The sequence below is a fragment of the Cryptosporangium sp. NPDC051539 genome (assembly GCF_044454545.1).
GTDB lineage: Bacteria > Actinomycetota > Actinomycetes > Mycobacteriales > Cryptosporangiaceae > Cryptosporangium.
On record NZ_JBITDV010000002.1, the window covers coordinates 376,360 to 403,339 of the forward strand.

At 71.3% G+C, this 26,980-nt stretch carries 23 protein-coding genes; 11 read left to right on the plus strand and 12 right to left on the minus strand.

The features are described 5' to 3' along the window. Positions 1–102: 102 nt before the first annotated feature. Positions 103–984: an Lrp/AsnC family transcriptional regulator gene (locus tag ACIBZJ_RS07715; protein ID WP_395926725.1), complete on the plus strand. Its 882-nt coding sequence runs from the start codon at positions 103–105 to the stop codon at positions 982–984. Here the strand turns inward: ACIBZJ_RS07715 and ACIBZJ_RS07720 are convergent, their stop codons facing one another. Next, on the minus strand, positions 985–2,271 hold the full coding sequence (locus tag ACIBZJ_RS07720) for a pyridoxal phosphate-dependent aminotransferase (protein ID WP_395926727.1): 1,287 nt from the start codon (positions 2,269–2,271) through the stop codon (positions 985–987). A 178-nt stretch (positions 2,272–2,449) separates the two neighbouring features. Between ACIBZJ_RS07720 and ACIBZJ_RS07725 the strand changes: the two genes are divergently transcribed. Continuing rightward, positions 2,450–2,647: a hypothetical protein gene (locus ACIBZJ_RS07725; RefSeq protein WP_395926729.1), complete on the plus strand. Its 198-nt coding sequence runs from the start codon at positions 2,450–2,452 to the stop codon at positions 2,645–2,647. 364 nt (positions 2,648–3,011) lie between these two features. Here ACIBZJ_RS07725 and ACIBZJ_RS07730 read toward each other — a convergent pair whose 3' ends face one another. Continuing rightward, positions 3,012–3,533 carry a hypothetical protein gene (locus ACIBZJ_RS07730; RefSeq protein ID WP_395926731.1) on the minus strand — a complete coding sequence of 174 codons (522 nt, stop codon included), beginning with the start codon at positions 3,531–3,533 and terminating at the stop codon, positions 3,012–3,014. A 64-nt stretch (positions 3,534–3,597) separates the two neighbouring features. Between ACIBZJ_RS07730 and ACIBZJ_RS07735 the strand changes: the two genes are divergently transcribed. Continuing rightward, positions 3,598–4,680 (plus strand): hypothetical protein, encoded by a 1,083-nt coding sequence (locus ACIBZJ_RS07735; protein WP_395926733.1) that lies wholly within the window; start codon positions 3,598–3,600, stop codon positions 4,678–4,680. Between the two features lie 152 nt (positions 4,681–4,832). On the opposite strand, the gene ACIBZJ_RS07740 is transcribed toward ACIBZJ_RS07735, so the two are convergent. From ACIBZJ_RS07740 to ACIBZJ_RS07755, 4 genes are all read right to left on the minus strand, one after another. Further along, positions 4,833–5,717, minus strand: a complete 885-nt coding sequence (locus ACIBZJ_RS07740; RefSeq protein WP_395926735.1) for a zf-HC2 domain-containing protein — start codon at positions 5,715–5,717, stop codon at positions 4,833–4,835. After that, entirely contained in the window at positions 5,714–6,277 is a 564-nt protein-coding gene (locus ACIBZJ_RS07745) for a sigma-70 family RNA polymerase sigma factor (RefSeq protein ID WP_395927748.1), read from the minus strand. Before ACIBZJ_RS07745 ends, ACIBZJ_RS07740 begins: the two co-directional genes overlap by 4 nt. Positions 6,278–6,656: 379 nt before the next feature. Next, complete coding sequence (locus tag ACIBZJ_RS07750; protein ID WP_395926737.1) at positions 6,657–8,033, minus strand: hypothetical protein; 1,377 nt, start codon at positions 8,031–8,033, stop codon at positions 6,657–6,659. Between the two features lie 173 nt (positions 8,034–8,206). Beyond that, positions 8,207–8,911 (minus strand): hypothetical protein, encoded by a 705-nt coding sequence (locus ACIBZJ_RS07755; protein ID WP_395926739.1) that lies wholly within the window; start codon positions 8,909–8,911, stop codon positions 8,207–8,209. A 318-nt stretch (positions 8,912–9,229) separates the two neighbouring features. Between ACIBZJ_RS07755 and ACIBZJ_RS07760 the strand changes: the two genes are divergently transcribed. The 6 genes from ACIBZJ_RS07760 to ACIBZJ_RS07785 all read left to right on the plus strand — a co-directional run bounded on the left by ACIBZJ_RS07760 (position 9,230) and on the right by ACIBZJ_RS07785 (position 15,478). Then, on the plus strand, positions 9,230–10,177 hold the full coding sequence (locus ACIBZJ_RS07760) for a DUF4142 domain-containing protein (RefSeq protein ID WP_395926741.1): 948 nt from the start codon (positions 9,230–9,232) through the stop codon (positions 10,175–10,177). A 154-nt stretch (positions 10,178–10,331) separates the two neighbouring features. Continuing rightward, a complete protein-coding gene (locus tag ACIBZJ_RS07765) occupies positions 10,332–10,760 on the plus strand; it encodes a hypothetical protein (RefSeq protein WP_395926744.1) in 429 nt (142 codons plus the stop codon). After that, positions 10,757–11,995 (plus strand): DUF1996 domain-containing protein, encoded by a 1,239-nt coding sequence (locus ACIBZJ_RS07770; RefSeq protein ID WP_395926746.1) that lies wholly within the window; start codon positions 10,757–10,759, stop codon positions 11,993–11,995. Before ACIBZJ_RS07765 ends, ACIBZJ_RS07770 begins: the two co-directional genes overlap by 4 nt. A 142-nt stretch (positions 11,996–12,137) precedes the next feature. Then, positions 12,138–13,382, plus strand: coding sequence for a 4Fe-4S domain-containing protein (locus ACIBZJ_RS07775; RefSeq protein ID WP_395926748.1), 1,245 nt, complete (start codon positions 12,138–12,140; stop codon positions 13,380–13,382). Next, positions 13,382–14,734, plus strand: a complete 1,353-nt coding sequence (locus ACIBZJ_RS07780; protein WP_395926750.1) for an NAD(P)/FAD-dependent oxidoreductase — start codon at positions 13,382–13,384, stop codon at positions 14,732–14,734. The genes ACIBZJ_RS07775 and ACIBZJ_RS07780 overlap by 1 nt, the downstream gene beginning before the upstream one ends. Before the next feature lie 195 nt (positions 14,735–14,929). Further along, positions 14,930–15,478: a hypothetical protein gene (locus ACIBZJ_RS07785; RefSeq protein ID WP_395926752.1), complete on the plus strand. Its 549-nt coding sequence runs from the start codon at positions 14,930–14,932 to the stop codon at positions 15,476–15,478. Positions 15,479–15,636: 158 nt separating this feature from the next. Here the strand turns inward: ACIBZJ_RS07785 and ACIBZJ_RS07790 are convergent, their stop codons facing one another. Further along, positions 15,637–16,635 carry a cation-transporting P-type ATPase gene (locus tag ACIBZJ_RS07790; protein WP_395926754.1) on the minus strand — a complete coding sequence of 333 codons (999 nt, stop codon included), beginning with the start codon at positions 16,633–16,635 and terminating at the stop codon, positions 15,637–15,639. Positions 16,636–16,875: 240 nt separating this feature from the next. On the opposite strand from ACIBZJ_RS07790, the gene ACIBZJ_RS07795 reads away from it, so the two are divergent. Then, positions 16,876–19,386: a DEAD/DEAH box helicase gene (locus ACIBZJ_RS07795; RefSeq protein WP_395926756.1), complete on the plus strand. Its 2,511-nt coding sequence runs from the start codon at positions 16,876–16,878 to the stop codon at positions 19,384–19,386. On the opposite strand, the gene ACIBZJ_RS07800 is transcribed toward ACIBZJ_RS07795, so the two are convergent. The 3 genes from ACIBZJ_RS07800 to ACIBZJ_RS07810 are packed head-to-tail and all read right to left on the minus strand — an operon-like array spanning position 19,376 to position 21,909. After that, on the minus strand, positions 19,376–20,113 hold the full coding sequence (locus ACIBZJ_RS07800; protein WP_395926758.1) for a hypothetical protein: 738 nt from the start codon (positions 20,111–20,113) through the stop codon (positions 19,376–19,378). The genes ACIBZJ_RS07795 and ACIBZJ_RS07800 overlap by 11 nt on opposite strands. A 16-nt stretch (positions 20,114–20,129) precedes the next feature. Beyond that, on the minus strand, positions 20,130–21,248 hold the full coding sequence (locus tag ACIBZJ_RS07805; RefSeq protein WP_395926760.1) for a CapA family protein: 1,119 nt from the start codon (positions 21,246–21,248) through the stop codon (positions 20,130–20,132). Positions 21,249–21,288: 40 nt separating this feature from the next. Then, positions 21,289–21,909, minus strand: coding sequence for a TMEM175 family protein (locus tag ACIBZJ_RS07810; protein ID WP_395926762.1), 621 nt, complete (start codon positions 21,907–21,909; stop codon positions 21,289–21,291). A 126-nt stretch (positions 21,910–22,035) separates the two neighbouring features. Here ACIBZJ_RS07810 and ACIBZJ_RS07815 point away from each other — a divergent pair, with 126 nt between their 5' ends. Next, complete coding sequence (locus ACIBZJ_RS07815; RefSeq protein ID WP_395926764.1) at positions 22,036–24,828, plus strand: protein kinase; 2,793 nt, start codon at positions 22,036–22,038, stop codon at positions 24,826–24,828. Here the strand turns inward: ACIBZJ_RS07815 and ACIBZJ_RS07820 are convergent. After that, a complete protein-coding gene (locus tag ACIBZJ_RS07820; RefSeq protein WP_395926766.1) occupies positions 24,825–24,953 on the minus strand; it encodes a hypothetical protein in 129 nt (42 codons plus the stop codon). The two genes, ACIBZJ_RS07815 and ACIBZJ_RS07820, sit on opposite strands and share 4 nt — an antisense overlap. 4 nt (positions 24,954–24,957) lie before the next feature. Further along, positions 24,958–26,898, minus strand: a complete 1,941-nt coding sequence (locus ACIBZJ_RS07825; protein WP_395926768.1) for a PPC domain-containing protein — start codon at positions 26,896–26,898, stop codon at positions 24,958–24,960. Positions 26,899–26,980: the final 82 nt, after the last annotated feature.

The window sequence follows — 26,980 nt, forward strand, 5'->3', positions numbered from 1 at the left end:
GTCTGGCCGCTGCAACGCTCGTAAGCTAGCGCCGAGACCTGCGCATCTGCGGTCCGTAATCCAGACAGCCGCAAGAGTTTACTGCGACGAAATCGGGGGGCGATGGACACCGACGCGTTCGACCGCGCGCTGCTGGCCGAACTGCGCCAGGACGGCCGGGCGACGTTCGAGGCGCTCGCGCAGGCGGTCGGGCTCTCCCGCCCGGCGGTCACCGCCCGGATGCGCCGGTTGCTGGAGAGCGGCCTGGTGACGATCGTCGGCGTCGTCCACCCGTCGGTGTTCGGCCTCACGGCCTACGCGCACGTCGGGCTCACCGTGCAGGGTCCGGCTCTCCCCGTCGCCGAGCTCCTGCGGACGTTCGACGAGGTGCCGTTCCTGTCCGCGGTCGCCGGTCGTTTCTCGTTGATCGCCGAACTGCGGTGCGCGGACCAACCGGCGCTGGCGGCGACGATCCGCCGGGTCGCGGCGCTGCCGGGCGTCCGCAAGGTGGAGACCGGGGTCTACACGGAGATCCGGAAGGACACGCACTTCCCGCCCGGTCCCTACCACGAGGTGGGCGAGATCGATGAGATCGATCGGGGTCTGCTCGCCCACCTACGGCGGGACGGCCGGGCCACGTTCGATTCGCTGGCCGCGGGCGTCGGCCTGTCGACGAGTGCCGCCCGGACCCGGGTCCTGCGCCTGCTGGACTCGGGCGCGGTGCACGTCGGCGCGCGGGTCAGCGCCCGGGCCTGGGGAGCGCCGCTGCTCACCGGCTTCGAGGTCACGGTCGGCGGTGACCCGGGGCCGGTCGTCGCGGTGCTCGAGGAGGTGCCGCAGATCCAGTACCTGGCCACCGCCGTGGGCCGCGCCGACGTGATCTGCACGGCGGTCACCTACGAGGCCGACGAGACCCTGCGGCTCCTCGACGACGTCCGGGGAATGCCGGGCGTCCTGGGTCTCGAAGCCTGGACCCACCTGGACGTCCTCAAGGAGAAGTACTGACTAACGGGCGCGGGCCATGCGGGGGCCGCCTCCGACGTCGCCGAGGAGCGGCACGACGCGGTCGCCGAGCGGGTCGTCACCGAGCACCGAGTGCGTGCCGGTCTTCACCCCGGACGGCTCGGCGAACCGGCCGGCCAGGTCCATCGGCGAGGCACCGTCCAACGACTCGGAAAACGACGACGTGAGGTAGCCGCGGAGGCCGTTGAGCAGGCGCTCGGTGTCCTCCCTCGGCCGGACGACCAGCCGGACGAACTGGCTGGTGATCCCGAGCTTGTTGCCGCACTCGCGGATCAGCACCCCGTGCCGCTGCAGCAGGTAGTCGCGCAGGCGGGGTCCCTCGACCTCCGCGGGCAGCTTCACCAGGATGAAGTTGCCCTGCGACGGGAACACCTGCATGCCGGGGATCCGGCGCAGTTCGTTGAGCATGTCGTAGCGGTCGCGGGCGAGCAGGCGGAGGCTCTCCCGGTACTCGCCCAGGTGGTCGCGGAGCATGAACACGACGGCCTCGGCCAGCGAGTTCAGGTTCCACTTCGGCAGCCGCGACCCGATCTTCTTGACCAGCGCCGGGTTGCCGACGACGTAGCCGAACCGGATCCCGTGCAGGCCGAAGTTCTTGCCCAGGCTCTTGAGCACGACGACGTTGTGCCGCAGCATCGCGTCCTGGGCGATCGACGGACGGTGCTCGGCGTCGACGAAGTCGATAAAGGACTCGTCGACCACGACGAGATCGCGGTCGGCGAGCGAGTCCACGAACCGCAGTACCTCCCACCGCGGGATGTAGTTGCCGTCCGGGTTGTTCGGGTTGCAGACCACCGCGACCCGCGACCCGCGCTCGCGGATGAAGTCGATGTACTGGTCGATGTCGAGCGCGAACCCGCCGGCTTCGGGCAGCTGGAACATGTCGACGCGCTTGCCGGTCTCCAGCGACTGGTCGGTCCAGCGGCCGAACGTCGGGACCGGGGTCGCCATGCTCTCCCGGATCATCAGGTGGTCGATCCAGGTGATCAGCTCGGTGGAGCCGTTGCCCATCGCGATCGTCTGCGGCGGCATCTGCAGCAGGCTCGCGAGCTGACCGGTGATCGCGCCGGCGTCCGTGGGGTAGTACTTCAGGATCGTCTCGAGCTTCGCCGACAGCTCGGCGAACATTCCCGGCGTGGGGAAGTACGGGTTGCAGGGGATGCAGAAGTCGGAGAGGTCTTCGGGAGAGTCCATGCTGCGCGCGAGGGTGGCGTACGACGGGCTGTGATTGCCCTGCCGGAACATGCCCAGGTCCATCGAATGCTTCACGCAGTTCCCTCCGTCGGGCCGGTCAGCGGACGTTTCGGCGCGGCTCGCAGCGGTGCACTCCAGACAACGCGCCCGAGGTATCCACGGTTCACTTCCGGGACCCGTGGTGCGGACGTCGGGTGGGGGGACGTGGGGCGGGGGACGTGTGGGGGACGTGGTGTGGACGTATCCTGCGGCCGTGAGCGTGATCGCGGCGGCGACGGTGACGGTGCTGGGTTCCGCCTGTGCGGCCGGCACGCTCTGGTGGGCCGGTCGTGCCGAGCGGGCGTCGGCCGAGCCGGTTCCGTGGTGGGAGCAGACGTCGTGGTGGCCGTCGCTGAGTGACTCCGAGCGCGAGTGGGTGCTCCGGAATCTGGCCGACGCCGATCGCGAGTGACACCTGCGGTTGGTGAGGTTCGCTAGCCTCCGCCGGAGCGTCATCGCGTGGTGGCGCGCCAGCGACAGGAGGATCCGGTGGCCGAAGCCGGAACAGACGGGTTAGCCGAGACCTCGGTGAACGGCGCGGTGCCCGCCGTCACCGCGTCCGCGGCGGCGATCGCCGTCGCCGAGCCCCCGCCCCCGGCGGCCCCGGCGGAGCCGTCTCCAGTTGAGCCGTCCCCGGTCGAGCCGTCCCCGGCGGCGCAGCCTCCGGTGGCGCAGTCTCCGGTCGAGCCGTCCCCGGCGGCGCAGTCTCCGGTTGCGCAGCCTCCCGCGGAGCCGTCTCCGGTGGCTCAGTCGTCGGCGGCGCAGTCTCCGGCGGCTCAGTCCTCGGCGGCGCCGTCCCTGGAGCCGTCCCCGGAGCCGTCTTCGTCGGAGGTGCTGTCGCCGGAGGCTCGGTCCCCGCGGCCGCCCGCGAAGCGCGCACCCGCGAAGCGGGCACCCGCCGCGAAGCGCAGCCCGGCGGCGAAGCCGTCTCCGGCGCCGAAGCCGACTCCGGCGGTGAAGCGCGCCCCGGCGGCGAACAAGGCCCCGGCGCCGGAACCCCTGGCTGCGACGCCGCCGCCGGCCACAGACGCCCCGCCGACAGACGCACCGGCAGCATCCCCGCCGGCGGCTCCGGTGGCGCGGAAGGCTCCAGCCGCGAAGCGGGCTCCGGCGGGACCTCCGGCGGTGGCATCCTCACCGTCTGCGGCGGGGGAGGCCCCGGAGGCGGCATCCCCTGAGGAGGAACTTCCGGCGGCGGCATCCCCGATGGCGGCTTCGGCGGCGCGGAAGGCATCGGTGGCGCGGAAGGCTTCGGCGGTGAAGCGGGCTCCGGCGGCTAAGAAGGCTTCGGTTGCCAAGCGTGCGCCCGCCGGGAAGGGTGCGCCTGGCGGCAGGCGGGCAGCGGCGGCCGGGGTGGGCGGTGTGGCGCCGGCACCTGCGGTCGGGTCCGCTTCCGTCGTCGAGCCGGCTTCCCTCGCCGCATCGGCCGCCGAGGTGCCGCCGCTGCTGGCCGAGCCCGCGCCGACCGCCCTGCCGTCGCTCGCCCGGCCGTCGGCCGCCCGGCCGACGGCCGCCCGGCCGTCGGCCGCGCAGCTGTCGGCCGCGCAGCTGCCGCTCGCCCAGTCGCCGGGCGTCCAGCTGTCGGGCGTCCAGCTGCCGGTTCGGGAGAGTTGGGACTCCGGGCTCGCGGTGGTCGAGTCACTGCTGGGCGATCCCGCGCCGGTCGCCGACCCGGACGACACCGTCGAGTTCGCACCGCTCACGCCGGCCGCGGTCGCACCGCGGACGCCGGCGGGTGGCGGGCAGCCGGGGCTGATCATCGAGTGGATCCTCCGCGACCGCGAAGGCCTCTGGCGCGAGATCCTGCTCCAGTCGTCGCTCAACTCGATCCTGCGCAAGATGCTGCTCAGCTCGGTCGTGTCACTGGCCGTCTACGGCCTGGTGCTCGGCGCGTCCGCCGGACCGCTGCAGGCGATCTCGTCGGGGGTGAAGCTCCCGCTGCTGTTCCTGCTGACGCTCGCGATCTGCCTGCCGACGCTCTACCTGTTCAACCTGGTCTTCGGCGCCCGGCTCTCGATCCGGCAAGCGCTGTCGCTGGTGCTGGTGTCGATCACGGTCACCGGCGCGCTCACCCTGGCGTTCGCGCCGATCAGCCTGTTCTTCCTGGTCACCGCGAACGACTACGAGTTCTTCAAGCTGCTGAACGTGGCGATCCTGATGCTGACCGGGTTCGTCGGGCTGAGCGTGATGGTCGACGGGATGCGTGGCCTGAACCGCCTCTCCGGTACGCCGGGCCCGAAGCCGAAGGGCGCGCTCGACCGGCCGGTGAACACCCGGCTGCTCTACGTCTGGGTGCTGCTGTTCGGGTTCGTCGGAACCCAGCTGGCCTGGACGCTCCGTCCGTTCATCGGCGAGCCGAACCACCCGTTCCAGCTCTTCCGCGACATCGAGGGCAGCTTCTACAGCAACGTGCTGGACACGATCGCGTCACTGCTCGGCGGCTGACACCGCATTGATCGGGCCCCGCACCCAGAAGGTGCGGGGCCCGATTCCCGGAATGCGACGCCCCACCGATCCCCACAACCCGAGAGGTGCCGCGTTCCGGCGTCCGGTGCCCAGGGCCGCCGCGCCCGGGCACCGCAGCCGACTCAGCCGACTCAGCCGCGTACGGCGGTCACCAGCGTCTCGCCGGCCGGCGTCCGGACCGTGACGGCCTGGAGGTCGGTCAGCTGCACCGCCGCCTCGACGCTCAGGTTCCCGGACGCGTCGGTCTTCCCGTCCACGGCCGGAACCTCGGTGCCGACGCCGTCCTTCGCGAAGACCTGGACGGCGGTGTTCGCCGGCAGCTTCGTGCCGGTGACCTCGAGCCGCGTGTAGGTGTCGAAGCCGACGGCCCCGACCTCCAGGTGCGCCCCGGTCGTCTTCTCGTCGCCGCGGAACACGACCTGCGCACCACCGACCTCGGGCGTCGCCGGACCGTTGCTGGGGTCAGCGGTCTGGTCGGCCACGGTCGTGGTCCGGGTCGTGTGGTCGTCGCCACCGGCCAGGTTGTTCCCGAGCAGCACACCACCGCCGAGCACCAGGACGGCCGCGGCGGCCGCACCGGCCCAGGCGAGCTGACGCCGCTGCTGCGCGCCGCTCCCGGCCCGGCGCTTCGCCCGGTGCGACCGAGTGGGAGTCTGGCCGGACCAGCCGGGGAACTCACCACCGGTGGCGCGCTCGGGACGCCCGGTGCCGGGCACGGCCCGGAGCCGCTGCGCCGGTTGCGAGGCCGGTTGCTGCGCGGATGGCGTGGAGGCCGCCTCGAACCGGATCGCCTCGAGCGTCCGCAGGAACAGCGGATCGTTCGGGTTGGCGGGTTCGTCGATGAACGCCTCCGGCGGCACCGCCGCCATCAGCGCGGCGCACTCTTCCGCCTCGTCGAGCTCGTGCCGGCATCGCGTGCAGGTCAGCAGATGATCTGCCAATCTGGCCGCCTCCGGCGGCTCCAATGCTCCGACCGCGTAGGCGCCGACCAATTCGCGGCACTGTATTTCGGTCATCGTGTCACCCCGACCACATCCCCGAGCGCTGCTCTGAGAGCACGCAGCGCGTAGTACGTCCGTGACTTGACGGTTCCGGCCGGTACCCCGAGAACTTCGGCCGCCTCAGCGGTCGTCCGTCCGCGGTAGTACACCTCGATCAGTACCCGCCTGTGCTCGGCGGACAGGCTCCCCAGCCCGTCGAGCACCACCATCGTGTCGACCACACCGTCGGAGTGGTCCCGTTCCATCGGCGGGGTCGCGGGGTTCTCCGCGACCTCGGTGGGCCGGGCACGGCGTGCCCTGGCCCGGTCGGTCACGATGTTCCTCGCGACCGTCAACAGCCACCCACGAACTGACCGGGATCCGTCAGAAAGCGCTTCCGAGTGCTTCCACGCTCGCACCAGCGTTTCCTGGACGACGTCCTCGGCCGCCGCCGCGTCCCCGGTCAGCCGGGTCGCGTAGGCGAGCAGCGCACGTCCGTGTTCGACGTAGATCTGCCGGATCAGTTCCTCGCCCTGAGCGGGCGGTAACTGCCGGTTGGTCGGCGCCGGTGGGGCGGCGCCGTCGGCGCGCGCCATACCGTTCGTCGGAGCGCCGTTCATCGGGGGCGCGTAGCCCGGGCCACTTCCCACACCATCCCTCGGTCCTGAAGCCGTGCGTTGCCGCATGCCGGGCGCACCCAGCGTCCGGCCTGATGGCGGAATTTCCGCTCCGGGAAACCTCGGAGCAGGAACAGCTATGTGCACTGATGCCTCCGACCGTGATCCCTTATCGGGTCGCACACGAGCCCCAACTCTCACACGTGCGCCTGGGAAGGCCGGTTCAGCCTGTCCTCGTAGCGCTTTCGGTCAACGGCACGAAACCATCAACCGGACGCACAAGTTAGTGCGGTCCGGAGCCCGCCGCCGTCCAACACCGACAACGGTGAAGATCATTTAAGGTCCGCTTCGGGGTCGGTCACTGGCCCAGCACGATCGACCAGTAGGCGACGCTCTTGTCGTTCATCCGGGCCTCCGCGCCGACCGCGGTCCAGCCGCAGGTCAGCTGCCCGCCGGAGACGACCTTCACGGACGCGGGCGACTGGGTCGCCGTGTCCACCGGGAACGCGGCCTGCGCGGCCTCGGACGGGTTGCCGGCGCCGGACACGACCGACTCGACGACCTTGGTGCCCTGGTAACCGGCTTTCTGGGCCCGGTCGAGCGAGGTGCCGCCGTCCGGCCCGGTGGTGCTGAAGTAGCCGCGGTCGAGCATGTCCTCGACCTGGGTGCCGGCTGCGGTGACCAGCGTCTGGTCGACCTTGACGCGGCCGCAGCCGAGGATGTCGAGCTGCTTGTTGATCGCGGCGGCCACCGAGTTGGCGGCGGCCACGTCGGCGTTCTCGGACGGAGGCTCCTTCGCCGCGGCGGCGGGAGCACTCCCCGTTGGTGAACTCGACGTGCCGGTGTACCGGTCGGACTCGGCGAGCATCGTGGCGCCGAGCACCAGCGCGAGCATCAGGACACCACCGCCGAGCGGGGCCCAGCTGGAGAACTTGCGCCGTGCTCCGGTGTAGCGCATCGGGCGGGACGGGCGGCGCCGCGAACCGCCGCGACCGCGACGTTCCTGGTCGGCCGTCCCCGCACCGGCGACGTGCGAACCGGAGGTCGGTCTCGTCCGAGGCGCCGACGTGGACCGGGGCGCCGACGTGGGCCGCGGTGCCGACGTCGGTCGGGCAACCGGAACCGGGCGGGCGCCGGACGTCTGGAAGCCGTCCGGCCGGGTGATCGTGTCCCAGGTGCCGGTGTCGTGGCTGGAGAGCCCACGGTCGTAGCCGCTGGGGTCCCGGTCGTAACCGGACGGCCCGCGGTCGTAGCCGGGGGGACCGTTGTCGTAGCCGCTCGGTCCCCGGTCGTAGCCCGACGGCCCCCGCTGGTCGTAGCCGGACGGCCCGCGCTGGTCGTAACCGGGGTCGTACCCCTGCTCGTAGCCCTGTTCGTAACCCTGCTGCTCATACGCCCGCGGGTCGTTCGGCGGGTGCTGGTGCACCGGGGAAGGCCGCTGGACGGTCGGAGTCTCGTCCGGCCAGATGCTCGTCCACTCGTCTCCGCGGCCGGCGTTCGCGTTCGGGCTCGGCCGGACCGATGCCCGCCCGGTGGGTCGTTCGCTGGGCTTGCGGTCGCTGCGCCGGTGCGCGCCGCCGAGGCGGCCCACCGAGTAGACGTTCGACGACGGCCCGGGCATCGCCCGGGGGAACTCGATGGTGCCGTCCATCTCTGGCGCGTACCCCTCCGGGACACCCCGGAGTTCGGCGTCGCCCACCGCAGCGGAGGCCGACCACATGTTCTTCCGCGCCATTTACTCTTCCCCTCAAGGAGCACTGCCCCTCTGTGACCGCTGACCCGGCGGTGGCGGCACCGGGCCAATGACCCACCCGACCGCGAGCCGTGTCGGCGATCGGGTGGGCTGGGCCGGAGTCCGCACCAACACCGGGTGCGAGCCGCTGAGCGGACTCCGACAGATGCAGACGGCTAGTACGTGTAGCCGCCGTCGCCCGCGTCGGCGCCGGTGCTGTCGGTGCTCGCGTCGTCGGCCGGTGGCTTCGGCGGCTTGGGCGGGTTCTTCGGAAGGCAGGTCAGGTTCCTCTTGCCGTCGGGGGCGACGGCGAACCACGTCTTGCCCACGTTCTGGCCGGTCCAATCACCGGGCTTCGTGTCGCCCAGGTAGTAGTAGAGCGGCCAGCCGCCGAGCGTCACCTGCTTCGTGCCGTCGGCGCGGACGACCTCGCCGATCTTCGCGGCGTCCAGGCCTTCGATCTCCTGATCACCGGAGACGACCGGCGGCCACACCTTGGCGCAGTCACCGTTGCAGGCGGACTTCGACGGCTTCGGCGAGTCCTTGTCGAAGCGGTAGAGGATCCACCCCTTCTCGTCGGTGACGACGTCACCCATCTTCTTCGTCTTGAATTTCTTCAGGGTCGTCGGCTTCTTCCCGACGTCCTTGGCGGCGCCGGCGTCGCCGGGTGCCGCGGAGTCGGTGGCCTTCGGTGACTCGGCCGGGTCTGCGTCCCCCGCCGCCGGTGGCGCGGCGGATTCGGTCGCAGGTGCCCCGGTAGCGGCAGCGTTTTTCGGGGCGGCCGAGTACGTCGAGCCGCAGGCCGTCAACGCGCACGCCGTGAGCAGCGCGGCGGCCGCAAAGGCTGAGCGGGTCGTGACGGAGCGGATGCTCGCGTTCATCGTCTGGGTCTCCCGTGGCTTCGGGGGGCGTGTGCGGCGACTGATGTGCCGCGCGAGGGGAAACACGGACCCGACGTGGGGCCGGTTCAGAGAAGTCCCAGAAATGTGTCGAGTCAGCGTCTGCTTTAACCACGGGTCAGCCGAACTTTATCTCCGGGTTAACGATCGCCGGGGGGTTGAACTGGCCGTCCGCGAGCGCCGTCGCGCAGATCGAGTCCCTCGTCGAGCCCTCCGGCCCGCCCACCTCAGAAAGCAGCGGTCCGGGAGCTCTGGGGAGTCAACGGGACCCATTCATTCGCGACGTTTCGGGAGCGGTCGATGACCGGTCGGCAGAACAAGATCCGGGGTGACCGGCGGGTGCTGAGCACCGTCGCCGACGCATTGCCCGGGCAGACACTCACCGTGTTCCTCGCGTTGATCGCCGCTGGTGCGATCGCGATCGGGGCCACCGCGTTCGGCGCGTGGCCGGGAAACACACCGCCGGCCGCTGCCGGGAGCAGCCCCGCATTGCGCGTCGTGGCCGAGACCGGTGACGGCACGGACGGCACCGTCCGTGACACCTCGAAGGACGCCGCCACCGACCCGGTGGTCACCAGCGCCAGCCCGGAGCCGTCGCCGCCCGCGGTCGACGAGAGCACCGGCAAGTCGGTCCCGCTGACCGATGCCGACAAGGAATTCCTGGTCAAGGTGAAGCAGGCCGGTCTCTGGGAGATCCCGACCGGCGAGCAGGCCCAGGAGAAGGCGTCCAGCCCCCGGGTCAAGGAGGTCGGGCGCCAGCTGGCCGCCGACCACCGCAAGCTCGACGTCGCGGTGAACAAGCTGGCCGGCGAGCTCGGCGTGCCCCTGCCGACCACGCCGTCGAAGCTCCAGCAGGGCTGGATGGCCGAGCTGCTGAAGCAGCCGTCCGGTACCGGTTACGACAAGCTGTTCGCCGATCGTCTGCGGGCCGCTCACGGCACGGTCTTCAACATCATCGCCCAGGTCCGGACCGGTACCCGCAACCCGATCATCCGGCAGTTCGCGCAGACCGCGAACCTCGTCGTGATGCGGCACATGACGCTGCTGGAGAGCACCGGCTACGTCAATTACTCCGACTTGCCGGCGCCGGTCCTCTCGCAGGCGGCGGCGAACACGTCCACCAGTGGATCGGGCGGTGGCGGCGGCGCCGACACGCCCGGTATGCGGACAGTCCTGATTGTTGCGATGTTGGCCGCCGCCGCGCTCATCGGCATGGTCAGCATCCGCCGAGTGCGGCGAGGTGAGTAACCCGTTGAACGAGCAGAGAGAACCCGAGGCGTGGCGAGCACGGTCGCGTATACCGCGCGCGTCCGGCGCCTGGATCGGCGTCGCCCGGGTACGGACCGCTCCGCCGGTCGACGATTCCTGGGCTGACGATTTCGAGGCCGAGTCGGTCGACGGCATGTGCATCGAAGACTTCCCGGTGCCCGACCACGTCAGCGCGAAGGCGTGGGCGGCCAGCATGCTGGCCGCCGAAGCCCGGCGCCTGGACGAGCCCCGAGGCAAGCACGGCGAACACCTCCGGCACCGTGCCAATCACGCTCCGTGGTCGGACGAGCTCGAAGTGGACGCCCCGGACGTCGAATACCTCGAATCTCCGGCCGTGGCCGGACGCGAATATTCGGCCCGCCGTACGCCGCTGAGCAGCGGTGACGCCGGTCGGCACCGCGCCACTCGGGCGCTCCGGCTGGTTTACAGCGCAGATCGCGCTGAACCGGACGCGCCCGCGCAGCGTAGTGAGGGCGAGACGTATGAGGGGCCTGTGAACCGATCAGGTGGGCGCACCGCAGGTCACGTGCCCACCCCAACCGAGGAGACAACACCCGCATGACTGGACCGATGAGGCACAAGCGGCCCCCCAACCAGTTTCGTCGTCGAGGACTGATCATCACCGCGGTCGTCACGACGATGGTGGTGGCCCTCGGAGTGGGGACGGCGTCCGCCGGCATGCGCGGCGACCGTCACCGCGGCTGGCAGAACTGGGGCCAGGGTCAGAACCACAACCACGGCAGCCAGAGCGCGGATCCCTCGGCGAGCTCGAGCGAGTCCACCGACCCGAACGCCACCCCGAGCGACAACGGCAACGGCAACAACGGCAACGGCAACAACGGGAACGGCAACAACGGAAACGGTGCCGACCCGTCGGCGTCCGCGACCGAACCGGCCGACGGTGGCGAGGAGACCCAGGCTCCGGCGAACGGCGTCGACGTCAACGACTACATCGACATCCGCAAGGTCCAGCCGTCCCAGGCCGTCCGCGCCGGTCGCGGCGGCTCCTCCGGTTCGTTCAGCAAGATCCGCTGCGGGCTCCAGGGCCGGCACAACAGCGACAACTTCATCGCTGCTCCGGGCGTCGGTAACGGTGCGCACCACTTCCACGACTACACCGGCAACACGACGACCGACGCCAACTCGACCGACCAGAGCCTGGCCGCCGGTGGCACCACCTGCAACCTGAACGACAAATCGGCGTACTTCTGGCCGGTCATCCGCGACATCACCCAGGGCGACACGCAGGGCCTCCCGGGCGAGGTCAAGGCCGACCTGAACACCGGTGCGATCCTGAAGCCGCGCTTCACGATCCAGTTCCAGGGCAACCCGAAGAGCAAGGTCAAGGCGCTGAAGCAGAACGTCCGCGTTCTCGCCGGTGACGCGAAGGCCCCGGTCAACGGTGGTGCGAACCAGAAGGCGAAGTTCACCTGCAGCGGCTTCACCAACCGGATCTCGACCGACAAGTACACGCTCTGCCCGAACGGCCGGGGCATGACCGCCATCTCGGAGTTCCCGAGCTGCTGGGACGGCCAGAACACGGACAGCGCCAACCACCGGACCCACATCGTCTACCCGGACGCTCAGGGCAACTGCCCGGCCGCCAACCCGGTCGTGGTTCCGAAGCTCGTGATCACGGTGACCTACAACGTGAAGCCCGGTGCGACGTTCCGCCTCGACAGCTTCCCCGAGTCCACCCATGAACCGATCTCCCTGCACAACGACTGGTTCAACCTGGTGCCGAACAACGTGATGAACCAGATCGTCCAGTGCATCAACTCGGGTCGCCGTTGCTAGAAAAAAACCTCTGAACCGGCGCGCCGCCAGACCCGTCACACGGATAGGACGGTGCGCAGCCAGCCACCGGCCGACCGGAGATCCACTCCGGTCGGCCGCACTGGTTAGAGGCCCGGACTCGGTACCAACGAGGAGGACGTGAATGGAACCCGCTCTGCTGGCGGCATCCGCGGAAGACGCCGCAGCCGCTGCCGCAGTGCACGTCGTGGCGGCCACGGTGGGATTCGCCTCGACGATCGCGTTGTGGATCAGCATCCTGCTCGGCACGGCGCTCGGCCGCTCCTGGTCGCTGCCGTGGATCAAGCACACGGCGCTGAAGAACCTCCACATGTCGCTGGCGATCGGCGGTCTGGCGCTCGGCATCGTGCACGGTCTGGCCCAGCTGGCCGCGCCCGGCACCTACGTCCGGGTGATCGACGAGGTCATTCCGTTCCTCAACCCGACGAAGCCGATCGGCGTCGGCCTGGGCACGCTGTGCCTGGAGATGTTCATCGCGATCGCGCTCTCGGTTCCGGTCCAGCGCAAGCTCGGCCACGCCCGCTGGCGGATGCTCCACTCCACCGCCTACGCGGCCTACACGGTCACCGCGGCGCACCTCGTGTTCACCGGCTCCGAGGTCAAGGGCTGGGTCACCTGGGCGACGATCGCCAGCTGGGCGATCGCCACCGGCTTCTGGCTGCTGGTCGGCCCGAACAAGTACGGCAAGCGCCTCGAGGACGTCGCGGTCGGGATGGCCGCCAAGCGGGCCACCACCACGACGGTCAACGTCAACCCGCACGTCTGTGCGCGGTTCGGCTTCTGCGAGCACGAGGCGCCGGACGTCTTCAAGCTGCAGAGCACCGGCCGGCTGGCCTACCGCACGACGGTGGAGCCGCACGAGGTCGACAAGGTCTACTCGGCGATCAAGATCTGCCCGGCCCGCGCGATCACGATGAGCGGGCCCGGTGTTCCGTTCGACCTCACGGTCCCGCCCGGCGCCGAGAGCACCGGCAAGCCGGTCAACGTCGGCCCGACGGCCGGTCCCGGACAGGCCTTCGGAGAGAGCGTGCCGGTCGCCGACACCCGGGAGACCACCGTGGTGCCGCACCTCGCGCCGGTCTCCCCGGTGCCGGTGTCCGCACCTCCGCCCCCGCCGCCGGCTCCGGTCAGCCCGGCCGTGGGCCCGGCGCCGGTACCGGCGGGCGCCGGTGCCGGACCGGGTGCACCGCGGCCCACCGGCCGCCTCGGACCGTTCCCTCCCGGTGGCCCCGGACGGCGGCACGGCCAGCCCGTCGCGCCCCCGCCGCCCCCGCCGCTGCGGTCGGTACCCAACCGTCCGGAGCGTCAGGACAACACCGGCCAGTTCAGCAATGTCACAGGGCTCCGCCCCCGACGAGGAGGTAAGTGATGCAGAGGCGAGCGGCGAACGTTTCCCGCCTCGCGCCCCAGAGGTCGCTCGCGAATCTGGGACCGGCTGACCGCATTCTGATCGTCGGCGGCGGACCCGCGGGCACCGCAGCCGGGGAAGAGCTGCGGCGCCTGGGCTTCCGCGGACAGATCCAGCTGCTCTGCGCCGACCCCGGCGGGTCGTACGACCGCCCGGCCTGCTCCAAGGGCCTGATCACCGGTACGCAGCGTCCCAAGGACGCGTACATCGGCACCACCGACAAGCGGTGGGAGATCAACTGGAGCCTCGGGCGTACCGCGGTCGCCTGTGACATGAAGGAGCGGGTCGTCTGGGCCAACACCGGTGAGGGCTTCCGGTTCGACGGCCTGGTGATCGCCAACGGCGCCCGCCCGATGCTCAACAGCATGTGGTCGGGTGCCGCGACGCCGCACATCGTCCACGACATCAACGACGCCTGGAACATCCGGCTCGGGCTGCGCACCGCCGAGCACGTCGCGATCGTCGGCGGCGGCTTCACCGGCACCGAGCTCGCCTGCAGCATCCGCGGGATGGGCAAGAACGTCACGCTGATCCACCCGCGGAACGTCGTGCTGAACGGCGTCCTGGACGCCACCGCGGCGCAGTTGATGACTGAGGAGCACCAGGAGGACGGCATCGACCTGCGGCTCGGCCGCCGGGTCAAGGCGGCCGACCGGTACGGCGAGAAGTGGACGCTGACCCTGGACGACGGCAGCCAGGTGAACGCCGACATGGTCGTGATGACCGCCGGCGAGAAGCCCGACATCACCTGGCTGGCCGGTACCGGCATCGACACGTCCGACGGCGTCCGGTGCGACGACTCGCTGCGCGTCCTGGACGAGGAGGGCTACGTCGTGCCGGGCGTGGTCGCCGCCGGTGCGCTGGCGAAGTGGCCGAACTACTGGATGAACGGCAAGGACGGACGCGTCGGGCAGTGGATCGCCGCGCTCGAGCAGGGCCAGCAGGCCGCGCGGTCGCTGCTCGCCGGCGACGCCGCCAGCCACCCGGCGATCCTGCTGCCGCGGTACTGGTCGCAGCAGGTGGGGCTCCGGCTCCAGGTCTGCGGTGACATCTCCGACGAGACCGACGTCCGCCGGCTCGAGCGTCGTCCGGGGCACAAGAAGATGGCCCGGATGGGCGTGCTGACCTGTCACTACCGGGGTCGCGACCTGGTCGGCGTCGTGGCGATCAACGCGCCGTCGGAGTTCGTCACGGTCGCCCGCGAGATGCTCTACGCGAAGCCGCGTTTCGACCTGTCGGCGCCGCGGATGCCGGTGCAGGTGCCGACGTCGATCCTCTCGAGCGACGGCCGCCGCCTCGCCGCGACCGGCTAGGAGCTGCTGGACGCGCCGGCCGGTAGGGAGCACCGGCCGGCGCGCCCGGCGGAGATCGCATCGGTGGGGTCCGTTCCGACGGGCACCCGGCACGTGGCTCCATCGATGTGTTTCCAGAGAGAAAGCCAGTCCCGGCCTTCGCCGGGACTGGCTTTCTTCGTTGAACCTCCGGGCCGCCGGGGCCGTATGGGAAGTATGAGCCGACCCCAGTCGACATACCCCCAGCAGGCCGGGCGTCCGGCCGAACCCTATCCGTCCGATCAGTACGGCACCGGCCGTCGCTACCCCGGGCGGGGCCCGAACCGCCCGGAGAGCCCCTCCGGCGGCCCGCGCAAGTCCCGCAAGGGGCTCATCGTGGCCACCGTCGCCGCGGCCGTGGTGGCCGGTTCGGCGATCGGTCTGGGCGGCGCCCAGTGGTGGAGCAGCCGCGACGACAAGCCCCAGACGGCACCCGTCCGGTCGATGACCGAGATCGCGGGCAAGATCGGCTGCAAGGCCACCGACGTCCACAAGGGCTCGGACTTCGAGCAGGGCGCCTGCCTGGTCGGCAAGGACCGGATGACGATCCTGACGTTCGAGAGCAACCAGAAGATGTTCGAATGGATCAAGGAGGCCGAGGGCTACGGCGGCGCCTACCTGGTCGGCACGCAGTGGCTGGTGACCTCGCAGAAGGCCGACACGCTCGACCGTTACGTCGACGACCTGGGCGGCCAGATCATGCTGGACAACCACTACGTCAAATAGTCGCACCCGGTCGGACTTACCCGCGTCGCCTACCGGCGGCGCGGGTTTTCACTGCCCCGGGACGAGCACAAAAAGAAAGCGGACGCCGGCCTACGGGCGGTCGTGGCCCGCGGAGCGTCCGCATCAGTCGTCGAGGGGCAGAGCCCCGTAGCTGCGGGTCAGATCCCGCAGCTACGGGTCCAGCGGTGGTAGTGACGGCCGACCCGCGACGGACGGGTCCGCCGGACCGGCGCCGGCGTCGCCACCGGCTCGACGACTGCGGCCGCGGCCGCCACCCGCACCGGAGACGGCACGATCACGGACGGCACGATCACGGACGGGGGAGCGGCGGACGCGAGCCAGGGTAGGCCGGCCGGGGCGGCCGACTCGGCCGCCCGGGCCACCCGGCGGGTCGCGCCCGCACCGAGACCGCCACGCCGTCCGAGGCCGCCCGGACGCAGGGTCGCCCGGCTGAGGCTGCCGCGGCCGAGGCTGCGGATCGGCGTCGCCCGGTGCAGCGCGGCCCGGCCCAGCACGGTCAGCGGGCCGGTGGCCACCACGACCGCGGTACCGGCGCCGTGGACGATCCGGCTGCCGGCGTGCACCATCGAGCGACGGTCGGCGACCGGGGTCCATCCGTTGCCGACCGGAGCGACGCACCGCGAGGAGGCGAGCTCGCCGCCGGTGAGCGGCTCCTCGTCGACCCGGAGTTCGACGACGTCGAGCAGGCGGGCGTCGGCGGGGATCAGGTCGCCCTGGGCGAGCAGGACGATGTCGCCGGGGACGAGGTCGACGGCGGGAACCGAGAGCACCCGGTCGGAGCGGAGCACGCGCGCCACGAACTGCTGGCGGCCGGCCTCGATGTCGGTCAGCGAGACCTCGGCCCGGCGGCCCCGGATCGCCTCGACCACGGCCCGGACGCCGCTCCAGCGAGCCGCGGCGGAACCGAGCACGGCCCACCAGGGCTGCACGGTCTCGGCCGCGTGCGTGTCGTCCGAACCCGGTTCGACCAGGTTCGGGCCGAGAGCACCGCGACGGCGGGCGGCCTCGTCCGTGGTCAGCCCGGTCAGCGGGTTGACGTCGAAGCGGCGGAGGACATCCTCGTGCGAATAGGCCCACGGGTGGACCGACACCGGTCCGCGGGTCTCGGCGGGGGCCGGGCTCATTGTCGGACGCATGGCCGTCTCCTGTCGGTTGGGCACCTCATCGAACTCGCGGCGAGTGACCTTAAGTTCGGCTTGTGTGTTCCTGTTTGCGAAGACGGCTCACTGCGAGGGTTGGTTCAACGCTGTCTCGACGAGGTTGACGCCGCTGTGGGAAGGGATTGAGCAGCGGTGCCGGAGGGGCTCGTGTGACCGCTGTGCCAGGCCTACCCCGAGCTGGCCGTCAACACGGTGACCGGGCACGATAGGGGTGCGATGACGCTCACAGACCTGGTGCCCGCCGAGGCCGAACCCGACGCCGTATTCGACGCTTTCGCCCAGTGGGCGGGAAAACAGGGGCTCACCCTGTACCCGCACCAGGAGGAGGCGCTGATCGAGATCGTCTCCGGCGCGAACGTCATCCTGAGTACTCCGACCGGCTCCGGGAAGAGCCTGGTCGCGGCGGGCGCGCACTTCGCCGCCCTGGCCGCGGGAAAGCGGACGTACTACACCGCGCCGATCAAGGCGCTGGTGTCGGAGAAGTTCTTCGCGCTCATCGACATGTTCGGCCCGACGCAGGTCGGGATGATGACCGGCGACGCCGCGGTGAACTCGGACGCGCCTATCATCTGCTGCACGGCCGAGATCCTGGCGAACATCGCGCTGCGCGACGGCGCGGCGGCCGACGTCGGCCAGGTCGTGATGGACGAGTTCCACTTCTACGCCGAGCCCGACCGCGGGTGGGCCTGGCAGGTGCCGCTGATCGAGCTGCCGCAGGCGCAGTTCGTGCTGATGTCGGCGACGCTCGGCGACGTCACGCGGTTCGTGGACGACCTGAGCCGGCGCACCGGGCGGCCGACCGCGGTGGTCGCCTCGGTCGAGCGTCCGGTGCCGTTGTTCTACGAGTACGTCAGCACACCGCTGCACGAGACCCTGACAGAGCTCTTGGAGACCCGCCAGGCACCGATCTACGTCGTGCACTTCACCCAAGCCGCGGCGCTGGAACGGGCCCAGGCGTTGATGAGCATCAACGTGAGCACGCGGGCGGAGAAGGACGCGATCGCGTCCGCGATCGGCAACTTCCGGTTCAGCACCGGTTTCGGAAAGACTCTCTCCCGACTGGTCAGGCACGGGATCGGCGTCCACCACGCCGGCATGCTGCCGAAGTACCGCCGCCTGGTGGAGACGCTGGCGCAGGCCGGACTGCTCAAGGTGATCTGCGGGACCGACACGTTGGGCGTCGGCATCAACGTGCCGATCCGCACAGTTCTGTTCACCGGGTTGTCGAAATACGACGGAGTTAAGGTCCGCCTGCTCAAGGCCCGCGAGTTCCATCAGATCGCCGGTCGGGCCGGGCGCGCCGGGTACGACACGGTCGGCACGGTGATCGTGCAGGCCCCGGATCACGTCGTCGAGAACGAGAAGGCGCTGGCCAAGGCCGGTGACGACCCGAAGAAGCGGCGGAAGGTCGTCAAGAAGAAGCCGCCGGAGGGGTCGATCGGCTGGGGCAAGCCGACGTTCGAGCGGCTGGTCGAGGCCGAGCCGGAGCCGCTGACGTCGTCGTTCCAGGTGTCGCACGCGATGCTGCTCAACGTCATCGGCCGGCCGGGCGACGCGTTCGCGGCGATGCGTCACCTCCTCACCGACAACCACGAGGACGCGGCCGCGCAGCGCAGGCACATCCGGCGGGCGATCGCGATCTACCGGGCCCTGCTGGCGGGTGGTGTCGTCGAGAAGCTCGCCACGCCGGACGCCGAGGGCCGTTCGGTCCGGCTGACGATCGATCTGCAGCAGGACTTCGCGCTGAACCAGCCGCTGTCGCCGCTCGCGCTGGCCGCGATCTCGTTGCTGGATCGCGAGTCACCCACGTACGCGCTGGACGTGCTGTCGGTGATCGAGTCGACACTGGACGATCCACGTCAGGTGCTCTCCGCGCAGCAGTTCAAGGCGCGCGGCGAGGCGGTCGCGCAGATGAAGGCGGACGGGCTCGAGTATGACGACCGGATGGAGGCGCTGGAGGAGGTCACCTATCCGAAGCCGCTCTCCGAGCTGCTCGCGGCGGCCTACGAGACGTACCGGCGCGGGCACCCGTGGGTGGCGGACTTCGAGTTGTCGCCGAAGTCGGTCGTGCGCGACATGTTCGAGCGGGCGATGACGTTCACCGAGTACGTGTCGTTCTACTCGCTGGCGCGGTCGGAAGGACTGGTGCTGCGCTACCTCGCCGACGCCTACCGGGCGATGCGGCAGACCGTGCCGGAGGACGCGCGGACCGAGGAGCTCACCGATCAGATCGAGTGGCTGGGGGAGCTGGTCCGGCAGGTCGACTCCAGCCTGATCGACGAGTGGGAGCGGCTGACGAATCCGCTGGAGGACGACGCCGAGGTCTCGCCGCTCGACGAGCGTCCGGCCGCGGTCACCCGCAACACCCGGGCGTTCCGGGTGCTGGTGCGCAACGCGATGTTCCGGCGGGTCGAGCTGGCGGCGATCCGTCATTGGTGGGAGCTCGGGGACCTCGACGGCTCGATGGGCTGGGACGCGGAGGCCTGGGAAGCGGCGATGACGCCCTACTTCGAGGAGTACGCGTCTCTGGGCACCGGGCCGGACGCCCGCGGGCCGGCGTTGCTGCGGATCGAGATCGAGCCCGAGCAGTGGCTGGTGCGACAGACGTTCGAGGACCCGAACGGCGATCGCGACTGGGGGATCTCGGCCGCGGTCGACCTGCAGGCCTCCGACGAGGCCGGGGTCGCGGTGCTGACGATCACCGACGTCGGGCCGCTCACCGGCTGATCGGCAGCAGGACGCCGTGCAGGTGCCGGAACTTCGTGACGTCTCCGAGCGCGAGCGGGTCGGCGGGGATCTCGGCCAGGCGGCCGCCGGCCGGGTCGTAGACGCAGAGTCCGGTGCCGGTGCGGCCGACCACGAGCAGGTAGTGGGCCGGGTAGAGATCGCCGACCAGCAGCGGGACCGGTCCGGTCGCGGCCGACACCGCACGGGCGGTGTCGGCCAGGTCGTTCTCGTCGGTGTCGTCGACCCAGCGGAGCCGGTAGCGCCGGCCGACCTCCCTGGCGAGGCCGCGGCGGGCACCCCACGGGCTGGTGCCGAGCCGTTGCGGCCAGGCCGGGTTCGTCGTCCGGTGGATGCGGCGCTGCTCGGCCTCGAGCCGCCGGCCGAACGCCTCGGGGTCGTCGTCCGTGGTGAGGCTCAGCGCGTAGATCGGATCGGCGAGCAGCCGGGCCACCAGTACCGAGGTGGTGCCGCAGGTCGTGCCGTCGAACTGCGCGAGCGGCCGTCCCTTGAACGTGACCGGGCCGGGCCGATCGAGGATCGTGAGGTGTTCGCGCAGCCACTCCGGCGACTTGCCCCGGATCCGTTCCTCGAACGCGGCCACCGCCGCCTCTCCGTACCCGGCGGCGCGGGCCTTCCCCAGGTAGGAGTCGTCGGCCGGCATCGTGGCCGGCCCGGCGAGCGGGCGCCGGACCGGCTGCAGGCGTCGGAGGAGCTTTCCTACGTGCACCGGTCCATCGTCGCAGCTATCCGGCCGCTCGGCCGATGGCTCCGTCGGCGGCCGTCCGGGCCGCGGAGCGGGGGAAGTCGGACGCCGACAGCGTGCGCACCAGCTGCACCCCGGTGCGTCGCGGGTCGAGCGCCGGGAGACCGCCGTCGACCAGGCGGGTCCCGATCAGGTTTCCGCCGGCCCAGCTCCCGTCGGCGCCCAGTTCCGCCCGGAGGATGCCGCCGACCCCGAGCGGCCCGGCCGTCGACAGCGTCCGGTAGCCGGCGAAGTTTCCCAGGCTGTAGGCGATCAGCCGGCCCCGGTAGAACTCCATCCCGCGCAGGACGTGCGGACCGTGCCCCACCACCAGGTCCGCCCCCGCGTCCACCACCGCGTGGGCGAACCGGATCGGATCGCCTCGGTCCTCGCCGAGGAACCGCTCCGGTCCACGCCGGACGTGCGCCCGGTCGGCCCCTTCCGCTCCGGCGTGCATCGTGACGACGACCAGGTCGGCGCGGGCGGCGGCGGTCCGCACGAGCGCGGCTGCGCGCGGGACGTCGAGGACGCTGTTGGTCCAGCCGTAGGGCGAGAAGCCCAGCACCGCGACGCGGATCCCGTTCACCGACACCCGGGTGACCTGCCCGGCGAACCCGGTATGGCCGACCCCGAACCGGCGCAGTGCCTGCGTGGTGTCGTCCAGGCCGCCGGTGCCGTAGTCGCGGGCGTGGTTGTTGGCCACGTTCATCACCGTGAACCCCGCTCCGGCGATCCAGCGGGCGTAGCCGGGCGGCACCCGGAACGCGAAACAGCGGTCGTCCGGCTTCGCCGGGCACTTCGTCGAACGCGTCCGGTCGGTGAGCGGCGACTCCAGGTTCCCCATCACGACGTCGCCGGTCAGCCGCGGACGCACGGCGTCGAAGAACGTCCGCCCGTTCCGCGGTGGCAGTTTCGGGGTCGAGCCCAGGAGGACGTCGCCGACCGCCGTCACCCGGACCGTCGGAGCGGGTCGCTGCGGCGCGGCCGCCGACGCGGCCGGCCCGCCGAGGTCGAGGAACGACCGGTCGCCGCGGCCACCGGCCCCGGAGGCGAGGAATCCGACGCCGCCGAGCAGCACGACCGCGGCACCGGCCGTGAGCCAACGCCTACCGTTGGTCACCACCGAACCCTAAGCAACAGCGGCCCCGGGAGCCGGAAACTCAGTGCGTGTCCGCCGGGCGGGACCGGCGACGCCGGATCCGCAGGACCGGCCCGGCGAAGAGCAGGAGCAGCAGCGCGAAGAAACCGACGCTCGGGACGGCCAGCCCGATCACCAGCGCCGCCACCATCAGCGAGGCGTGCACCAGGGCCGGCACCGCCGAGTACGGCACGTCGCCGTCCCGGGCGGGCACGCGCAGGCCGGGTGTGCGGCTGATGCGCAGGGACATCGCGGCGAGGAGCAGCGCGTTGGCCACCATCACCCCGACGTAGAGCCCGAACGTCGCCCGGGACGTGTCGAGCACCGCGATGATCTGGGTCGGGAACGGCAACGCGACGATCGTCAGCGCCCAGGCGAGCGAGAAGAGGCCGAGCCAGGAGTCGTACCGGGCCACGTGCGTGAAGATCGAGTGGTGCGCCCGCCAGAACGCGACGATCACCACGAAGCTCAGCAGGAACGCCCAGATCTTGTTCCGGTTCTCGTCCAGCAGGTCGCGCAGGGACGCGTTCTGGTCGACCTCGTCGAGCAACTCGACGAGCGGCAGGATCAGCAACGTCACCGCGATCGCGACGATCGCGTCGAGGAAGGTCAGAAAACGCTCGAGCCCTCGTTCTTTGCGCACGCCAGGACCCTAGAGCCTGGCCCGGGGCCGGTGTCGGGTACCCGTCTGCGCCTGAACCGGACGAGTGGCGCAGCTATACACTCCAGCGTCGGACGGGTGACATCGGCGTGAGGAGCGCAGGCGACCATGAGCGGCTGGTCGAGCGACTCGGGCTGGGATCCGTCCGGCGCGCTGCCCGGCGACGACGGGCCGACGCTCACCGAGCCCCAGCTGGTCGTCGGCCGCTCGATCCGCTTACCGGCGGGCGCCGGGCCGGACGCCCGCATCCTGCTGCGCGAACGGATCTCGAAGAACACCGGCCAGGCGACGGTCTTCATCGCCGAGTTGCTCGACGCGTTACCCGAGGCCGGTGAGCCGGGCGACCCGGTGGCGGTCCGGGTGGTGCTGGAGCGCCGCGGTCGGCCCGACGTGCTGCAGCGGATCCGCCGCGAGCAGCGGTACGCGACCGCGCTGCGGCACCCGTTCCTGCTGCCGGTCTTCACCCAGGCGGCGATGCCGGAGTTCCGCCGCGAGTTCGACGGGCCGTGTCTCGCGCTGGTGCAGGTCATGCCGCTCTGCGGCGAGGATCTCGAGGACGCGGTCGTCAAGTCCAACCCGCCCCGGCTGACCGCCGATCAGATCCTGTTCGACCTGGTCGGCATCGCGGACGCGCTGCACCACCTGCACACGCCGACCGGTCAGCGCGGCGTGCTCGTGCACCGGGACGTCAAACCGGCGAACATCCTGCGGTGGGACCGGCGGAGCGTCCTCGGCGACCTGGGCACCCTCCGCGACCCGCAGACCGGCAACCCCACCGGTGGGGTCGGAACGATTCCGTACATGCCCCCGGACGAGGGGACGAGCCCGACCCCGGCCTGGGACATGTTCAGTTTCGGGGTCGTACTCGCGGAGCTGCTGACCGCGCGGCGGCCGCACGACGTGGCCGAGAAGACGCCGCTGGCGTACCTGCAGGCCCACCTGCGTCACCACCTGCGGCCCGACCTGGACGAGCTGCTCGCGGCCGAGGTCGGGCCGGAGCGCGGCCGGGTCGTGGCCGAGATGGTCCGGCGGTGCACCGACCCGGATCCGTACGGGCGGCCGACGGCGGTCGAGGCGCGCGACACGTTGCTGCCGCTGCTGATCCCGGAGGAGCAGCTCCGGGTGCACGAGCTCGTCGGGTTCGACACCGTGGCGGCGCTGGACGTGATCGCGGTCGCGTCGCTCGGGGTGTACGGCGATCAGCATCCGGCGACGCGGTCGGCGGCCGAGCGGCTGGCGGCGACGCTGGTCGCGTCGGCGGCGGGGCTGATGGAGGAGGGGCAGCCGGGCGTGGCCCGTGACTACCTCGAGCGGGCCAGGCGGATCCAGGCGGCGCTCGCCGAGGGTGGGCCGGCGCCGGTGGAGCCGTCGACCGGCGCCCCGACCCGCCACTGGACCCGTACCCGGGTCGATCCGTCCCCGTACCCGGTCTCCGCAGCGCCGGTCTCGGCCGCGCCGGTCTCCGGCTCGGCCCCGGTCTCCGGAGCGGCACCCGTCTCCGGAGCGGCACCCGTGTCGGGGGCGGCGCCGGTCTCCGGCTCGGCGTGGGCCGCGTCGGCGCCGGTCTCGGCCCAGCCGGTCTCGGGCTATCCCGTCCCCGACCGTCCGGTGTCGGGGTATCCGGTCTCCGGAGCGGCGCCCGTCTCGGGTCACCCCGCCTCGGGCCACCCCTACCCGGTGTCGGGATACCCGGTTTCCGGAGCGGCGCCGGTGTCGGGATATCCGGTCTCCGGGCCTTCGGGCGGGGGCTGGCACGGCGGGGCGGTCGTCGCCTACGGCGCGCCGTACCCGCCGATCAGCGCTCCGCCGAATCCGGCCCCGCCGCGCAAGCCGAAGAGCCGGGTCCCGATGCTCGCCGGGCTCGCCGTCCTCGTGGTCGTCGGCATCATCGCCGGCATCGCCCTGGTCTGGCTGAGAGCCGACAACGGCACCGACACCGACACGATCGCCCCGCCCCCGTCGCCGTCCGCGACCCCGCTGGCGATCGGCCCCTCCGCGGCCATCCAGAACAAGTTCGCCGGCCACACCGAGTGGATCAACGCGGTCGCGTTCTCCCCGGACGGCAAGAAGATCGCCTCGGGCAGCGGCGACAGCACGATCCGCCTCTGGGACGTCGAGTTCCGCAGCCAGATCGGCGAGCCGCTCAAGGGCCATACCGGCACGGTGTACCGCGTCTGCTTCAGCCCCAACGGCAACCTGATCGCCTCGGTCGGCGGCGACGGCGCCGTCCGTCTCTGGAACGGCGACACCGGTACCAAGGTCGGCGTCCTCACCGGCCACGCCGGTGACGCCTACGGCGTCGCGTTCTCGCCGGACGGCCGGCTGCTGGCGAGCTCCGGCGGCGACCGCACGATCCGCCTGTGGGACGTCTCGAGCCAGAAGCAGCTCGCCGTCCTGTCCGGCCACACCGACGAGGTCTACAGCGTCGCGTTCTCCCCGGACGGCAAGACGCTGGTCAGCGGCAGCGCCGACGACACGATCCGGCTCTGGGACGTCGCGACCCGCAAACAGCTCGGCGCCCCGCTGAAGTCGACACCGGGAGACATCGACTCGGTCGCGTTCTCGCCCGACGGCACCACCGTCGCCGGTGGCGGCTCGGACAAGGTCGTCCGCCTCTGGGACGTGAAGGCGCGGACCACGACGAAGGCCCTCCGCGGCCACACCGACAACATCTACAACCTGGCGTTCTCCCCGGACGGCCGGACGCTGGCCACCGCCAGCATCGACGACACGACCCGGCTCTGGGACGTCGCCACCGGAAAGCAGATCGGGCAGCCGCTGAAGGCGACCGGCGACGTCGACGCGGTCGCGTTCGCCCCCGACGGCCGGACGCTCGCCGACGGCGGCGACGAGAAGGTCGTCCGCCTCTGGGATCTCGACACGCGCCCGGCCCCGAACTAACGGTCGTCCGCGTCCCGGTCGCGCTGCCGCCGGCGGGACCGGATCCGGCCGGCGGCGAAGAACGCCAGTACCAGGAAGGCCGAGAGGCCTTCCAGCCACGACGTGCCGCCCGAGGACCAGTTCATCTCCCTACTGTCGGGTGGTCGTCAACCCCCACTGGGTGTTCGCGCCCGAGTTCTGCGTCCCGCCGAAACCTTCCACCGGGTCGAAAACGTCCCGTCCGTAGTGCACGTTCACGTCGTCGGCCGTGCCGCCCAGACCGTCCTTCCCGACGCCCCACAGCTGGGCGAAGTTGCCTCCCTGGTCCATCAGGTCGGCGGTGGCGTCGAGCGCGGACGTGTGCCAGCTACCCAGGTAGTGGCCGATCTCGTGGGACACCGCGTTGCCGACCGCGGTGCCGACGAACCGGACCTTGTCGCTCTTCGGGCCGAAGTACGCGATCAGCGACGGGTTCGTCGTGTTCCGCACGCCGCCGGGCGCCGACATGTCGTCCATCATGATCAGCGCCGACTCCTGGGTGTCGAAGTTGCCCGGGTCGACCGACTGCGAGATGCCGACCGTGGCCAGGCCGGACTCGTCCTGGGTGCCGCCGATGATCGCCCGGCTGACGTTCGGCTGCCCCCACGGGTCGGCGTTGTCGCGGCTGTTCAGGATCCGGACCTCGGCCCTGCGCCCGTAGTCGCCGGTCAGGTTCTCGCGCACGGTGGCGACGACCGCGTCGATCGCGGCGCTCTCCTGGTCGGCGCGCAGCCCCCAGCGTCCGAGGAACGACCGGAACGGGGAGAGGTTCCGGACGCCCGCGCCGCCCCAGATCTTCGTGTTGACCTGGGCGCCGTCGAAGTCGAGGAAGATCGTCTGCACCGTGCTGCCGCCGCGGGCCTCCGCGGCCGGGCGGTAGACCTGCAGCGTGAGGTCGTAGTGGCCGGATCCGGCGCTGACCGCGATCGTGTGCTTGCCGCCCTGGTCGGCGACGTGCGCCAGCACCGCGTTGCCGCCGCCGGGCAGCGGTGACGTCGGCGGATAGACGCCGGACTGGTCCACCCGGGACTGGACCCGCAGGTGCCCGCCGGGGTCGTGGACCGACAACTCGTGCGCCGCGCCGGTCACCGACGCCCCGAGTACGTCACCGGGCCGCAGGTCGATGCTGTAGTTGTCGACGTCGTCGGCGTCCAGGCCGAACGTCAGCGAGTAGTCGCCCTCGGAGCCGGCGCCGCGTCCACTGGCCGCGTCGAACGGATCGCGGGGCGCGGGGGAGTCGTACGCGCCGACCGAAGCGTAGTAGTCGCCGTCGGCGGGCACGTTCAGCGCGATCCGGCTGTCCAGCGTCTCGCCGTCGTCGTCGTTGACCGCGATCTGCTTGCCCTTCGCGTCCCAGAGCGTGAGGACCGAGTCGAGCTTCGACTGGGCCGCGTCGTCGCTGTCTGGCGTGTCGACGTCGATGAGCAGCCGCTGCCCGGCCTTGACGTGCCGGATCCGGTAGAAGTCGTAGTCGCCCTTCTTGTCACCGGCGTTGCCGTGCGGGCCGTCGCCGATCCGGCCGGTCGTGACGCGCCGGGTCTGCGCGCTCGGCAAGATGATGTCGTTCGCCTTCGGGATCGACCCGTTGTCCTCGTCGCCTTTCGGGACCTTGATCGCCGTGGGTCCGGCGGCGAGGTTCCCGACGACGTGTGCGGACGGCACCCGGCCGCCGGACGTCCCGAACCGGGGGACGGCCTCGGCGCTGGCGGTCCGGTCGTTGCCGCCGAGGGTCCGCTCGGGCTCATTCTCCTCGACCAGGATCGGGTCGGCCCGGCGCACCGCGAGCGCCCTCGGATCGCGGATCGCGGCGTCCTTGCGTCCGGCGGCCCGCGCGACCTCGCGGCCCTGGCCTCGGGCGGCGAGCTTCTGCCGCCAGTACAGCCAGTCGACCTTCTTCGGATCGCTGACCATTCCCACGTACGGGTTGGTGGTCGGCTCCGCCGACGTGTGGGTCGCGGCCCTGGGCGCCGCCGGAGCGGCCGGCCCGCCGAGTACCGCACCGGACATGGCGGTCGCCGCGGCCAACGCGATCAAAATCGGACGAGGTGTCATGTCCCGTAATCCCTGGCATCGACAATTGATGGACGGAACATAACGTACAAAACACCCAGAAATGATCCCAGCGCCCCCTTTC